Origin of the sequence: Bacillus sp. FSL W8-1202 (assembly GCF_038006165.1) — a bacterium.
GTDB classification, from domain to species: Bacteria; Bacillota; Bacilli; order Bacillales; family Bacillaceae; genus Bacillus; species Bacillus subtilis.
The window spans coordinates 1,874,380-1,888,303 of sequence record NZ_JBBOUR010000001.1 but is presented as its reverse complement, the minus strand read 5'-3'; the positions used below and the strand labels follow the sequence as shown (position 1 = coordinate 1,888,303).

General features: G+C 45.1%; 13 protein-coding genes and 1 pseudogene. 3 read left to right on the top strand and 11 right to left on the bottom strand.

Annotation, left to right across the window (positions count from 1 at the left end; genetic code table 11):
• Positions 1-110: 110 nt before the first annotated feature.
• The 5 genes and pseudogenes from NSQ09_RS09785 to NSQ09_RS09765 form a co-directional block, all read right to left on the bottom strand.
• A complete protein-coding gene (locus tag NSQ09_RS09785; RefSeq protein WP_270581550.1) occupies positions 111-1,541 on the bottom strand; it encodes an excalibur calcium-binding domain-containing protein in 1,431 nt (476 codons plus the stop codon).
• 179 nt (positions 1,542-1,720) lie between these two features.
• Positions 1,721-2,058: pseudogene (locus NSQ09_RS09780) on the bottom strand (FAD-dependent monooxygenase); the annotation flags it as partial.
• Between the two features lie 68 nt (positions 2,059-2,126).
• Positions 2,127-2,771 (bottom strand): Bax inhibitor-1/YccA family protein, encoded by a 645-nt coding sequence (locus tag NSQ09_RS09775; RefSeq protein ID WP_015252597.1) that lies wholly within the window; start codon positions 2,769-2,771, stop codon positions 2,127-2,129.
• Positions 2,772-2,879: 108 nt separating this feature from the next.
• Entirely contained in the window at positions 2,880-3,047 is a 168-nt protein-coding gene (locus tag NSQ09_RS09770) for a YezD family protein (RefSeq protein ID WP_003244522.1), read from the bottom strand.
• Between the two features lie 154 nt (positions 3,048-3,201).
• Positions 3,202-4,074, bottom strand: coding sequence for an STAS domain-containing protein (locus NSQ09_RS09765; RefSeq protein WP_341031190.1), 873 nt, complete (start codon positions 4,072-4,074; stop codon positions 3,202-3,204).
• 197 nt (positions 4,075-4,271) lie between these two features.
• On the opposite strand from NSQ09_RS09765, the gene NSQ09_RS09760 reads away from it, so the two are divergent.
• The 3 genes from NSQ09_RS09760 (at position 4,272) to hmoA (ending at position 5,626) form a co-directional block, all read left to right on the top strand.
• Complete coding sequence (locus tag NSQ09_RS09760) at positions 4,272-4,742, top strand: hypothetical protein (RefSeq protein ID WP_341031187.1); 471 nt, start codon at positions 4,272-4,274, stop codon at positions 4,740-4,742.
• 91 nt (positions 4,743-4,833) lie between these two features.
• Positions 4,834-5,196 (top strand): VOC family protein, encoded by a 363-nt coding sequence (locus NSQ09_RS09755; protein ID WP_041332676.1) that lies wholly within the window; start codon positions 4,834-4,836, stop codon positions 5,194-5,196.
• A 103-nt stretch (positions 5,197-5,299) separates the two neighbouring features.
• Entirely contained in the window at positions 5,300-5,626 is a 327-nt protein-coding gene (hmoA, locus tag NSQ09_RS09750) for a heme-degrading oxygenase HmoA (RefSeq protein ID WP_003243958.1), read from the top strand.
• 36 nt (positions 5,627-5,662) lie between these two features.
• Here hmoA and NSQ09_RS09745 read toward each other — a convergent pair whose 3' ends face one another.
• The 6 genes from NSQ09_RS09745 to NSQ09_RS09720 all read right to left on the bottom strand — a co-directional run bounded on the left by NSQ09_RS09745 (position 5,663) and on the right by NSQ09_RS09720 (position 13,897).
• Positions 5,663-6,358, bottom strand: coding sequence for a DUF421 domain-containing protein (locus NSQ09_RS09745; protein WP_272515668.1), 696 nt, complete (start codon positions 6,356-6,358; stop codon positions 5,663-5,665).
• A 74-nt stretch (positions 6,359-6,432) separates the two neighbouring features.
• Positions 6,433-7,773, bottom strand: coding sequence for an alpha-galacturonidase LplD (gene lplD / locus NSQ09_RS09740; protein WP_272515669.1), 1,341 nt, complete (start codon positions 7,771-7,773; stop codon positions 6,433-6,435).
• A gap of 8 nt (positions 7,774-7,781) precedes the next feature.
• Entirely contained in the window at positions 7,782-8,669 is an 888-nt protein-coding gene (locus NSQ09_RS09735; RefSeq protein WP_069964041.1) for a carbohydrate ABC transporter permease, read from the bottom strand.
• 13 nt (positions 8,670-8,682) lie between these two features.
• Positions 8,683-9,639, bottom strand: coding sequence for an ABC transporter permease (locus NSQ09_RS09730; RefSeq protein WP_014479122.1), 957 nt, complete (start codon positions 9,637-9,639; stop codon positions 8,683-8,685).
• A 54-nt stretch (positions 9,640-9,693) separates the two neighbouring features.
• Positions 9,694-11,202 carry an extracellular solute-binding protein gene (locus NSQ09_RS09725; protein ID WP_041337838.1) on the bottom strand — a complete coding sequence of 503 codons (1,509 nt, stop codon included), beginning with the start codon at positions 11,200-11,202 and terminating at the stop codon, positions 9,694-9,696.
• A 121-nt stretch (positions 11,203-11,323) separates the two neighbouring features.
• Positions 11,324-13,897, bottom strand: coding sequence for an exo-rhamnogalacturonan lyase family protein (locus NSQ09_RS09720; RefSeq protein ID WP_017695598.1), 2,574 nt, complete (start codon positions 13,895-13,897; stop codon positions 11,324-11,326).
• Positions 13,898-13,924 lie beyond the last annotated feature (27 nt).

The following is a 13,924-nucleotide window of genomic DNA, read 5'->3' as shown; positions in this document are numbered from 1 at the left end:
ACACTTTTCTTGACAAGCCCAACGTGTGAAGAAATATCCTAGAATAACTTACACACTTTTCTTGACAAGCCCTTCAGTATTCTCTCTTTCTTTAGATAACCATATATGAATTAGCGATCACAAGCAATTCCATCACCATCACGGTCAAGATGTTTAGCATATCCCGGTTCACCAGAATGGATAGGTGCAACACCAGCTTGCCGTGCTACGGTACAATTTTTGTAATAGACATTCGTCTGTTGTTCTTGTGCCTCTGCTTGTTGTATCTCTTTCTCTTGCTTACGCTTTTCTTGTGCTAGTCGCGCTTCTTCCTCTTGCTTGCGCTTTTCTTGTGCTAGTCGTGCTTCTTCCTCTTGCTTGCGTTTTTCTTCTGCTAATCGCGCTTCTTCCTCTTGCTTACGTTTCTCTTCTGCTTGCTTTTTTGCTTTTTCTTCTTTCTTACTCTTATTATCTTGTTGTTCATTACCTTCCTGTTTGCTTTGATTTTCTGTCTGTTCTTCCTTTTGTTCGGTCTTTGAAACAGCTGTTTTATCACTTGATTTTACAGAGCTAGCTTCTTTATTGTTTTCACCAAAAAATGCGTTAAAGGTTAACAGTAATATCAGCAGGTAAACCAATGAAGCAATAGCTCTCTTCCACCACTTACCACTTCGGAACCCTAGGATTTTTTGGTACCATTTCCTCTTCTTCTGATGTAGGGGAATATTTGCATCATTTAAAATAGAAACAAATTCCTTGCCAGATAGATTTATAATTAAACTTTTTCCTGTCTCCGTAACATTGATAACTGTTTTTATTGCAAATCGATCAATAACCGCATGAGAAAAATATTTAAAATCCCACTTATTTAATAGTTTGGCTTTTCTTTCTTTATTATTAAATTCATATAAGTACACCACTTGATTGTCGAGTACAATAAAATTACCCTTACTTTGTCTATCCTCTTGAAAAAAGCCTTCCGCTATCAAGGAAGCACCTTTATGCTTTTCACGCAATAATCGTTCACCATTTTTCGACAGATTTAGATTGTCCCTCTTCATTAGAAATGAAGTAATTTTAACATTTCGATTTTGTAAATCATTTAATTTTTCAGCATGTAAAAAATAATCAAAATCATGTGTAACTGTCGTTAGAATTTCTTTTGATTGATTAGTTATTATGTATTCTAAAATCTCTATAAATTCTTGGCTATCATCGTTTTTCTTAATATCATCGAATGTACGTTTTTTACGGCCTATTTTAAGGCTTAAACTCCAACTATTTTTATCTTTTCCATTAGTCCTTACTTCAATATCATTAATTTGTGAATATTCATAAGTCATCTGTTCGTGCTTAGAAACAAAGAAAATGGATTGTGTAGTAAGTGCTAATATCCCTTTTAATTCTCTACCACTTTTTTTATCACATTCAGCTTCGATAATCTTTAGAACGCTTTCCTGCGACGATAAGGTTGCGATTTCTGCTTCTTGTAATAATCTTCCATACTTTGTTACTAAGGTTTTTTGACCTATTGTAGGGCGTTTACCTATCCACTTTTCCATAATGTCCCCCTATTTTACATAATGATATTCTAACAGAAACTTATATTTTTTGACTTAATTTTACCAAATACCGGATGATTTTACATCATTTATTGTTATCAATTTCTAGATAATTTAGTTAAACACTTGTGTCTTTCTAAACAAAAAAGTCCAGAAATCACTTTCTGGACTTTTCCTATTTAATATCCTTCCCTCAACACCGCATAGCATTCCCCAATCAGTTCTTCCGCTCCCGGCTCTCCTTTCAGCCCACGGCGGACGATTTCCGATGATAGGTTCTGGACTTTGAGCGCTCGTGGGGCTCTTCTTTTATAGTACGCCTGTAATGCTGTTTCGTGGTCGGCGTGGTTTTGGAGTTCTTCGGCGAGGACGATGGCATCCTCGATCGCCATTGCCACTCCTTGTGCCAGGGTTGGCGCACCGGCGTGGGCGGCGTCTCCTCCGATGATGACGGGTCTTCGTACCATGGCTCCAGCACTGTGACCTGCTCCAGCGTATTTAAAATGATAGGATACTCATAAACACTCCATCTGCCCTTTTTATGTATGGAAAAAAAGCGCCTATCCAAAGACAGGCGCTTTTTCATTAATCATCACTGCTCAAAATGCCGAAGAAGCGGAGCAGGTTGATGAACAAGTTGATAAAGTCTAGGTACAGCGATAACGCCATAACCGGAATCAAGTCTTCCGTAATGTGGCGGTGTTTGATTTGATTCAAATCATACAAAATGTAAAGGGAAAAGACGATGGTTCCGATCACGGAATACGCCATCATCGCCGCTGAGTTTAACGGGCTGAAAATGTTGAAAATCCCTACCACTGCGAGGGCGAGCACCGCTACCAGCAGAAATGACCACAGGAAGGATAAATCCTTCTTCATTTTTGCGCCGATTGTGCCTAAGACGGCAAAAATGACAAATGTAGAGCCAAAGGCTTCAAGCACGACATAGGCGCCGGCGATGGAAGCGTAATGGCTGACGATCGGAAATAAGGTAATGCCGGAAACGAACGCGAATGTATATACAAACGCATACCCGACCGCTTTTCTTCTGCGCATCCAGAAGGCCAGAATAATCATCGCCACTTCAAGAATAGAAAGCGGCAGCATCAAAGCGGCAGGAACAAATTGGCCGATAAAAAGGCCTACAGTCGCGATCAGCAAAGTGAAGACAAAGACTGTCAAAATGCGTTGCATGATCGATTGCTTACTCTCGTGAACCGTAGCTTGCATGTCAAAAATCCTCCTAAAAAATGATCTTAAAGGTCTATTATATAAAAATTGGATGAAATATGTATATGTTTTAAGGAGAATTTAATGAAACAAACGCCCTTTACATTATCATTTTGATTCTTTCCTTTTCAGCGAAAAACGGTGCTTTTCTATTTTCTCAATTTGGGTAATCTGAGAATCATGAACCGTAATCTGAACGGTGCCGAAATCGAGTGTTTCCAGCGAGCTGATTATTTTTTCAATCACTTCCGGATCAATCGTTGATTTTGAAACCAAAAGACCTTCCCCCCTGATGAACAGGTTTTAATTCACAGTATTCTTATAAGAATTATAATATTATGTTTTTTTTGATAAATCAATGGTGATTTCTGTTCAAATCAAAAAGGCATATGATCACCCGGTGACGGACAATCATATGCCTGGAAACTTTCTATTTGTTTTCTTCCAATTCCTCAACAATACAGCGGACACCCATGTTTTCTAATGCCTGCTTCAGCGTGCCGTACGTTTCATATTCACTAAAATCAAGCCCCAATTGAATCGATGTTTGGGCCACATCCGGGCGAATCCCTGAAAATACGGCTTTGACGCCTAATAAGAAAAGCGTTTTAGACAGGTTGTACAATTGCTGAGCCACCATGGTATCCACAATCGGAACACCTGAAAGATCAACGGCGAGGCTTGTGATTTTTCTCTCGACACAGCGGACCGGCACTGTTTCTAAAATGACATGTGCCCGTTTTGTATCAATGGAGCCGATAAGCGGCAATATCCCGATTCCATCGGCAATGGAAATGACCGGGCAGCCAAGCTCTGAGATCAATTCCTGCTGAGATGTGAGCCTCATCAGCATGAATTTTTGGTACTGCTCGGAGAATTCAATAATCAGCTTATCGAACGACTGATTCACAATGCGGTTCCATCGGTCTGCATCCTCATTTGTGATGATCTCCTGATTCTCTTTTATAAATGTTGCGACTGCGTCCCAGAATGAGATTCTAGAATTGGATATGGCTTCTACGACCTCATGCACTTGAACATCCTGCTCTACCCTGTTTTTCGCAACGTTTTCCGCCCATTTTGTCATGTTTTCTTGAAAATCGGTTTGATCCTCCAGAAATGCGCTTGCGATTGTTATATTGGTAAATGTATGCTGCTCGGTTAAAAGTGTTTTCGTTTCTTCACTTAAATGGCTGGCGGAATATAGCTCGCCTTTTAGCTGGCAACGCAAACTGAACCATTTCTCAGTAATATCCGCAGTGTTGTCTATGATATATTGATATAATAATTGATCGATATTCACGGTCTGTCTCCTTTTTCGTAATAGAAGCACTTTCATTATAAAATGATAAATCGGAATTGTGAATAAGACTAGAGAAAAATCAAATGATTATGCTCTCTGAGAGCATTCCAGCTTTATATCCTTAGGCGAATGCACCAATAAGAGTCCGCCCGCATAAACTGCAATGTACAGTTTACAATGAGAAAGGACGTTATCACATGTATTATGTTGATCCTTATATGTTTGCGGGGCATTTTTATGAGCCTTGGCCTGCTTTTGAATATGAATACCGATATCCATGGCCTGGCATTGGCAGCGGCGCTGTTCCGGGCTCTGGCGGCGGCTCCGGCCCTGGTATTGGCGGTGGCGCTGTTCCAGGCTTTGGCGGCGGTGCCAGCCCAGGCTTCGGCGGTGCGCCGCAGGGACCTCCTCCTTCCCAAATACCAGCGAAACCCCCAAAACCGCAGGGTTCTCAAGGAGCCGTTTTGTTAGTTGAACCAATCACCATTCGTCCTTGCCTTTTCCGATTTACCTATGTTTGGTTAACCAATGGCCGCTCATTTTGGTTTTACCCGATCATCCTTGGCAGAAGATCCGTCGGCGGCTTTTATTGGGATTCCTCACGGCGCCGCTGGGTTTATTTCGCCTTAGACACAAATCACATCGATGTTGTAAGCTGCTCATTTTAATAATCAGCCGGTTTCCCGGCTGATTTTTTTATGTTACTTCGTCCGTAAACAGGTTATAGTATTATTATCTTTTCAACTTGGAGGTTTCCCTATGATCAAACAAATTGGCACTGTTGCTATATATGTCGAGGACCAGCAGAAAGCGAAGCAATTTTGGACAGAGAAGGTAGGCTTTGATATTGCAGCGGACCACCCAATGGGACCTGAAGCAAGCTGGCTGGAGGTTGCGCCAAAAGGGGCCGAGACTCGTTTAGTCATTTACCCGAAAGCCATGATGAAAGGCTCAGAGCAAATGAAGGCTTCTATTGTGTTTGAATGCGAAGACATCTTTGGTACATACGAGAAAATGAAGACAAACGGTGTAGAATTTCTCGGTGAGCCCAATCAAATGGAGTGGGGCACCTTCGTTCAATTTAAGGACGAAGACGGAAATGTGTTTTTATTAAAAGAATAAACTGTTGCGCACGGCGGTTCGATTCCGCCCTGCGCTTTCTTTGACATTGAGAATGAATTTCATTTACAATTATTCATATGTGAGAATGATTGGAGTGAGACAAATGTTTGTACAGTTGAGAAAAATGACGGTTAAAGAAGGCTTTGCAGATAAAGTCATAGAACGTTTCAGCGCTGAAGGAATCATTGAAAAACAAGAAGGTTTAATTGATGTGACAGTGCTTGAAAAAAATGTGCGCCGCGGTGATGAAGAAGTTGTTGTCATGATTCGCTGGGAATCAGAGGATCACTGGAAGCAATGGGAAAAAAGCGATGCGCATATCGCCGGCCACAAAGCAAACAAAGGCAAACCAAAGCCTGACTATCTGATCAGCACTGAAGTGAGCATGTACCATGTACGTGCTGTCAAACAAGGGACATACAATCAATAAAAAGCTTGCGCCTTGCTGCAAGCTTTTTTCTAAGAGTCATGTTGATCTGCTTTGTTCGTATGTTACGGTATACAGCGGCTTATTTTTATGCCATTCTGCAAATAACACGTCCTCCGTCTTATCAATGTTCTTCTTTTTCAATTCTTGCTTCAGCCACTGTTCATCCACACCTGCTTCCTTCAAATTATCCCGGACAACCTCTCCATCTATGATTAAAGTGATCGGCAGAGAAACGGACTTCGAAGGAATCTGCAAATCCTTATTTGTCGGTTTGTCAAAGTCGGATTTTGGAAGCACACTGACCATCCCGTTTGTTTCCAAAATCGCATATTCTACTTCTTGGATCGAAAAGCTCCCAGCTTGCCTCAAAAGGCTTTGCAGCTGGTTAATGTCCATCTTATTTTTCTTCAATACTTTATATTGAAGCTCCCCTTTGCGGATGACGATATTCGGCTCGCCCTCCAAGAACTTTCGCGATGATTTCATTTTTTGCGTGATAAATTCAATAATATAAATCAGCAAGCCCCACAATAGCAAAGCAAAAATAATTTCTTTGATTTTGATTTCATGATCGTAAACGGCATTTCCGACCAATTCTCCTAAAATTAAAGCAGAGATAAAATCAAACGGCGTAATTTGAGAAAATTGGGTTTTCCCGAGAAGCTTTAAGATGATAAATAAAATGCCTAGACCGCAGACCAGTTCTACCGCAACGCTTAAATAATTTCCCATATTGATAGCACCTACTTCTTGATTATACTATCAGTATGGTCAATGCTTTCCTTTCTAAACCGGAAAAGCTCCGCTCAACGTTGCATGGTGAATTGGAGCATGTCATTGAAAAGCTGCTCTGCATCACTGCGGTCAATCTTGACAAGCGGGTCATTGAGGAAGGCTTGAAACGCGAGGCCAGTGTCCTTTGTTAAACCTGCGTCCGCCACTGCCTCCTGATTGGATATATGCCTAGTCGCCAGCATTTCCACACCTTTCGGAAGCGCTCCGGACAAAATCGGCTGGACACGGTTCCTTGTGATGAATGCGTTTGTTTCGACAATGGCTTGTATAGGAAGGTTTGAGACCTGGCCTTGATTCGGCATATTTACATTTGTGACGAGTTCACCCAATCCGAGAAGAGCCGCTATGATATTCACGCCTTCTTCTCCCGAAGCTTTCTCAGCAACGCCCCGTTGTTGCACGATCAACCGTTCTGTTTCTTGTCGTTTCTCAGCTCTGTCTTGTTTTCTGAATGGTATAGGTGTGAGATGAAATTTCCATACCTCAGGCTGTTTGAGGTATGGGCCGGGAAGAAACTCTGCCAGATGCCTGTCACCCGCAGCAGGGATGGCGCCATACGTTTCAAATAAATCAAACGCAACACGGTGTGCCGAACAAAAGACGCTGTCCCTCCAGCTTTCCCCCTCCAGCTCATATCCTGATTCCCCATAGTGCGCGCTGAATTCACGGAATATAGGCAGCAGGTCAATATGGCGGTAAGAGGCTTTTGTGATCCATGTAAAATGGTTAATGCCGAGCACATTAACGCGGATATCCTCACGCCGCGGCCCCTCTATCCCCAGTCTTTCCGTGACCATTTCCGCCAATAGCTTTTGCGTCCCGAATACCTCGTGGCAGCAGCCAATCGCTTTGATGCCGGGAAACACTTTATACAGCACTCTTGTACAGACAGACATCGGGTTTGTATAATTAATGACCCATGATTCAGGTGCGTAGTCTCTTATTGCCCGGGCAATTTCCGCAAATATCGGCACAGCACGCAAGCCCCTGATGATCCCTCCAGGCCCGACAGTATCACCTACAGACTGATAAATACCGCGGCGCTCAGGCAAGTGCACATCGACTTCCATATCATCCAGTGATCCCGGCAAAATGGAAATAATGACGATATCCGCGGCTGATAACGCCTTTTTCAAAGTAGAAACAGCCTCATATCTCCATCTGCCGTTCCCGCTGTGATTGCCGATCACTTCATTTTTCTGAGCGGCTTCAAAATCAAGATCATAGAGCGCCACCGTGCCTGACATCCGTTCATCAATCGACAAATCACTCATCAGGCTTCTGGCCCAGTCTTGGGACCCCCCGCCGATATAGGCAATCTTAATCTGATCTAATGTACTGATATGAAACACTCCCTTTCTCAGCCTTTCACCGAACCGATCAGCATTCCTTTTGCAAAGTGTTTTTGTAAAAATGGATAGACCGCCAAAATCGGCAGCGTCGCAATGACAATGACAGCGAGTTTAATTCCCTGCTCCGGCGGAACGGCATTTTGCATCGTATCGCCATTGGTCGCCGTTAAATCCGATAAAATCGTGACTTGGCGAAGCACCATTTGCAGCGGCCATTTTGAACTGTCATTGATATATAAGAGAGCGTGGAAGAAATCATTCCAAATCCCGACCGCATAAAACAGCGCAAAGGTCGCAATAACTGGCTTTGACAGTGGCAGGGCGATCCGCCAGAAGACGCCGATTTCGGAACAGCCGTCAATTTTTGCTGATTCCTCCAGCTCGCGCGGCAGCTGCTGAAAGAAGTTTTTGATAATAATCAGGTTGAACGGATTAATCGCCATCGGCAGAATCAATGCCCAATACGTATCCAAAAGGCCAAGTGATTTTACGACAAGGTACATCGGAATCATGCCGCCTGAAAACAGCATGGAGAAAATCACCAGATTCAACAGCAGATTCCGTCCCTTCACATGCCGCTTCGCCAGCGGATACGCCATCGTGAAGGTAAAAAACAGCTGTACAGCCGTCCCAACCACCGTGATGAAGATGGACACGCCCATGCTTCGAAGGAACGTCGGTGTCGAAAACACATACTTGTAAGCATCAAGTGTAAAGGTTTTCGGGAAAATAAAGAAGCTCCGCTGGGCGAGTTCCGCTTCTGTCGCAAAGGAACCGGCGATAATATATAAAAACGGCAAAATGGTAATCGCGCCGACACCGCCGAGAAACAGAATGTTGCAGACGTCAAACACCCGTCCGGCTTTGGTGTTGTGCATCGTGTGAATTTCAGCCATACCTCTCCCTCCTCTAAAACAATCCTTCCTGATCAAACTTTTTCGCAATGTAATTGGCGCCAAAAATCAAGATAATCCCGACAACTGATTTAAACAAACCGACCGCCGTGCTGTAGCTATACGCCCCTTGGGTAATCCCCATCATGTACACATACGTGTCGAAGATGTCAGCCACACTGCGGTTGAGCGAGTTCGTCATCAAATACACCTGTTCAAAGCCTAGATTCAAAAAGCTGCCGATTCTTAAAATCAACAAAACGATAATGGTGCTTCTAATCGCCGGCAGCGTAATATGCCACATTCTCCTGAACCGTCCCGCTCCGTCCATGATGGCCGCTTCATACTGCTCTTGATCAACCGTAGCAAGCGCTGCCAAAAATAGAATCGTTCCCCAGCCTGTCTCCTTCCAAATGCTTTGCATCACAATCATTGGCCGGAACCAGTCTGCATCCGACAAGAAAGAAATCTGCTCACCTGTCAGGCTCATAATCAATTTGTTGATCACACCTGTATCGACAGTAAAGAAAACGAAGGTGATGCTGACCACAATTGTCCATGATACAAAATGGGGTACGTAAATAAAGGTTTGGATACATCTTTTATACACGGCCTTTCTTACCTCATTCAAAAGCAGAGCCAAAATGAGAGGCGCGGGAAAGGCAAACAAAAGATCCAGGCTCGCCAGCATGAGGGTGTTGCGCAGCAGCCGGAAAAAATCCGGATTCATAAAAAAGTCTTTGAAATAATCAAAGCCGACCCATTCGCTTTTCCAGAAACCGAGATATGGCGAGTAGTCTTTAAAAGCGATGAGCACGCCCCACATCGGCAAGTATTTGAAAATCAAGAAATAAAGCAGACCGGGAATAAGAAGAAGATAAAGCCATTTGTCCCGTTTGAGCGCAGCCATCCAGCTGATGCCTTTTCCAGCGGTGAGAACAGGTGCATCTCCCTTCTTCGGCACTGTTTCCATATCTGTTCTCCTTTCGTGATACCGGGGCGCCCGCCGAAAGGCAGGCGCATCGGTTTATTTTGACGATTGGTACAATTTGTTCAAGTCCTTCATCAGTTCATTGCCGCCGCTTTTTTTCCAAAGCTCCACCGCATCATCGAACCCTTTTTCATCAATTTCTCCAATGATAAATTGTGTTCTCGCGTCGAGGATGATGTTGTCAAGCTGGGCTCCTTTTTGGGTATAGACATCAGATACAAGCGACTCAGCCGGGTTAAAGACCGCTATTTTTTCTCCTTCGGTTATGATGTCCTTGCGATGCTGGAAGAGCTTGGTTTTCTGGTCTTCGATGTAATACTCGCTTTTCGGAATCGACATGCTGAACTGTGCCAAGCCTTCATGCTCATACAGGAGAGATTTGTTGTTTTTTTCAAGTGAGGTGAATACGCCGTCCTTGAGCTCGTAATTGCGGCCCTTCACTCCGTTGTTCGTGAGAATCTGCGCTTCCTTGTCATTCATCTTATCGAGGAAGGACAGCACCTCTTTCAGCTCTTTTTCGGTTTTGACGCTTGATTTTGGTATCGCGATCATGCCTGAATAACCAGATGTCGGGAAGGTGCGCTTGCCATTCGGTCCCTCAAGCGAGCCGACGATATCAATGATATCCTTGTTCGACTCATCCGCCTCCTCCATCGCGCTTTGGATTTGAGACGCTCTTGAGCCTGTATCAACGATGACACCCGCTTTTCCTTTTACAACCGGATCATTCCACTTCGCAGAATCCATGACAGCAAAGTCCTTATTGATCAATCCCTCATCATAGAGCTTTTTAAAAAACGTGAGCGCATCCATGTATTCCTTCGTTGTAAAATCCGGAATCAGCTTTCCGTTTTCAACACCGTAGCGGTTCGGAGCGCCGAACCAGATTTGCAGAACATCCCATGGGCTTCCGTTGCCGAGTCCCATCCATTTCGGCACGACCATGCCGTACGTATCATCCTTGCCGTTTCCGTCAGGATCTTTTTCCTTAAAGGCTTTCAGCACTTCATAGAAATCATCAAGCGTTTCCGGCATATCCAGACCGACATTTTTCAGCCAGTCGGTTCTGATGATCATACACGCCCTGATCAGATCCCTCGTTCTGTAGATTCCGTACACCTCGCCGTTCACCGAGCTGTTCTTCAAAATCTTTTCATCTGCCTGGCTTAAATTCTTGTAGTCTTTTAAATAAGGAGACAGCTCCCAAAACGCCCCTGCTTTGACAGACTTGATAAAGCCGGCTGACTTATCTTTAATGACAATCGCGTGAGGCATCTCTCCTGAAGCCATGACGATGTTGAATTTGTCGTTGTAGGATGAATCAGGCACCCATGTGACCTTAATCTCTTTGCCTGTGTATTTTTCGAGCGCTTTTAATGAAGGACTCTTATCACTCGGGCTTTCCGGCGATAAAAGCGGCGCCATAATTTTGATCGTATCTTTCGAATCGCTTGCTGAATTGGATGTTTCCGAATGGCTGCATCCGGCGATCATCATGGCAGCAAGCGGCAAGGCCATCCATTTTTTTCGCATTCTTATTTTCATGATGCGTAAGTCCCCCTTTTTTCAATGTGCATTTCCCCTTTGCCCCTCTCAATATAAAGCGCTTACATAAATTCTTGCAATCTTCATTTTTTGCACCATTTCTCCTATGAAATTCCGGCTGTTATCCTTTTTTGCCCGATGTTTCTTTTTTTGCCGGAAGGGAATCACCGATCAGTTCCAGCGCCGCTATGACATTTAAACACCATTGAGAGACAGTGTTCGTTGTCACCCATGGAAGCTCCTCTAGCTGCGTCCATGTCTCGATGCGCTCCGGTTTGATCGGAAGCGGCGTATGGCTGAGCTTATCATCTAGCAAAAGATTCCACGCTTTGGCGGCGAGATGAGGATCTTGTTTTTTTCTTGCGGCGTAGGCTGTCATACCGGCGGCGAACATCGGCCAGTGAAAATGCCCGTCATGAAGAGCGCCTCCGCTTTTTTTCCGTTTTTCCTCATCACTTAGTGTGTAAAATTCGCCGAATTCACTCAGCATATCTTCCCATTCCCGGTCATCAAGAAGCTCAGCCAGCTCCATCCACACTTGCGGCGCGCCGAAGGCAATGATCATATGATATCCGCCCGCAATGCCGTCTCCCATGTGATGAAGCATCGAGGTCGCCGGGTCATATTCAAATGTCGGGCCGGATAATAAGCGGAGCGGCAGCCACTTCAGACAGTTGATTCCCGTTTCGATTTTTTTGAGATATTCCGGATTTTCGGTCCGCTCCCATTCCGCCAGCCAGTTCGAGCAAAACGCCGCCCAGTCCGGTCCCGTTCTGGCGTGAGTCGGGTGCTTGCCTTTCTCGTAAAAAGCGCGCATCGGATCGGTTTTGACGAGGGCATAATCGGCATCCTTCACTTCTGTCAAAAGATCTCCCGTCCGCTCATCACCCGTCAGATAATAATAGAATTTATAAAGCCCGGCCATGCTGATTCTCGCTTCCTTGCAGCCGCATCCCCAGTGCACAACGTTATGCCGTGAACCAAGTCCTGCGTATTCACCGAGGTGAAAGCTGTCCGTTTCGCTCGTATGGCGGGTCATGGCTTCAGCCATGCGAAAGATATCCTCTCTGCCTGAGCGGAAAAACGCCTGCCACAGCCATAGGGTCGGAACGAGCTCATTGTTTTGCCATGCGTATCCGCCGAGATCGTACCGCCACATATGCCGGATCGGGTCATACGTATGCATGACATCGCCATAATGCCAAAAACCGTACCATCTGCGTTGCTCTACTTCCTTTTTATAAAACAGAAAGGCCGCATCGAGCTGTTCTTCCAGCTCTTTTTTGAGCGGATGGGATGTGTCAATGATGCTCCAAACCCCGAGTGCTTTTGATTCGTAATAGACGTCCGGCTCGCATACAATGAGCGGCGGCGCCTGCCATTTGTCAGCGAGCGCATTGAGGACTTCGTCAGACGGCATGTGCGAAAAGCACGCCAAGCTGATTTCATTTGTGTTCGCAATGCCTGTCGGATCAGAGCGCATTTCATCAAAGCCTTCATACGCGCTGACCACGTGGGTGTTTCCTGTATAATGCCGCAAATCCATCACTTCGCCGTCCGGGGGCCAAAGCCAGACGGTCATTTTGGGGCGGCTGCCGGCAAGACCTGTGATTTCCAGTGCTGAAGGGTATTTCTCAAAGAAATACCGCAGACCGAGAGCCACACCGCCATTTTCTCCGCCCGCATAGCAAAGCCCCTTCGCCCGGCTGCCATGCAGCATTCCAACCCACGCATAATCTTTTCCGGTCCGTTTTGACAGGCTGTAATGATCGCTGGAATCTTGCACGAGCTTGACATCGTCCCAAACCGCATTCTGTGTGCCATGTGCAAACCATTCCTTATGCTCTTCATCTGGAGACAGCATTTCGCCATTGATTTGTTTTTCATAAAGCGGATACCGTTCATTGAATTTACGTGTGCCAAACAGCTGGGCGGGTTCTTTGTATATCCCTTTCTCTCCCGCAAAGCGGAAATGGCGGTTGTACGGCTCTCCCTCCAAAAAAAGGGCAAATTCGATGCCGAGCCCCTTTATGAATTCTTGTTTACCGCTCCTGTCAATCAGCTGCGTGTGCACAAGGCCGATCTCAGACAGCCCGGCATAAAACGTCAATCGGATGACAAACGGCAGCCATTCCTCATTCGTTTTATGGAGCACATGCACTCCCTCGATTTTGACTACTGCTTTGACAGGACCACTCTGCTCAATCGCCGCCCGTTTGATAAAGCTGACAGACCTTTCATGCAAAAGAACCGTTTCCGCCGCCGACTCTTTTCTCGTTTCTCTTATTGCAACGAGCCTCCCGCCTGCGGCGATCGGCTTTCCGTTGATCCGCAATGATTGAATGAAATCAGATCCTGTTTTATGAATGGTACAAACGAGTGCTCCTGTATTCACTTGGATATCATGCTCTGTCTCATGAATGCTGAGCGATTCAGTTGGCTGCGGCACTTCTCTTTTGCGAACTGTAAAGCTTTGGTTTTCCTGACCGCCAAACACCGCCGCGTGCTTCGTCCACTTGATGCTCCCATCCGGCCAATAGGCCGACGGTTCGCTTTGCACATATCGCGTTTCCGCGTTTTCATTCATAAGCGCCAGACGGTCTCCTTTTTTTAATTCTCCTTTTTTCCATGGCACGCCCCACGTCACGCCGCTTGTCAACTTTGGCTGTTCTGATAACCATTTGATCTTTTTCATCGGCCTCTCCCTCCATAGAAAAAAGCT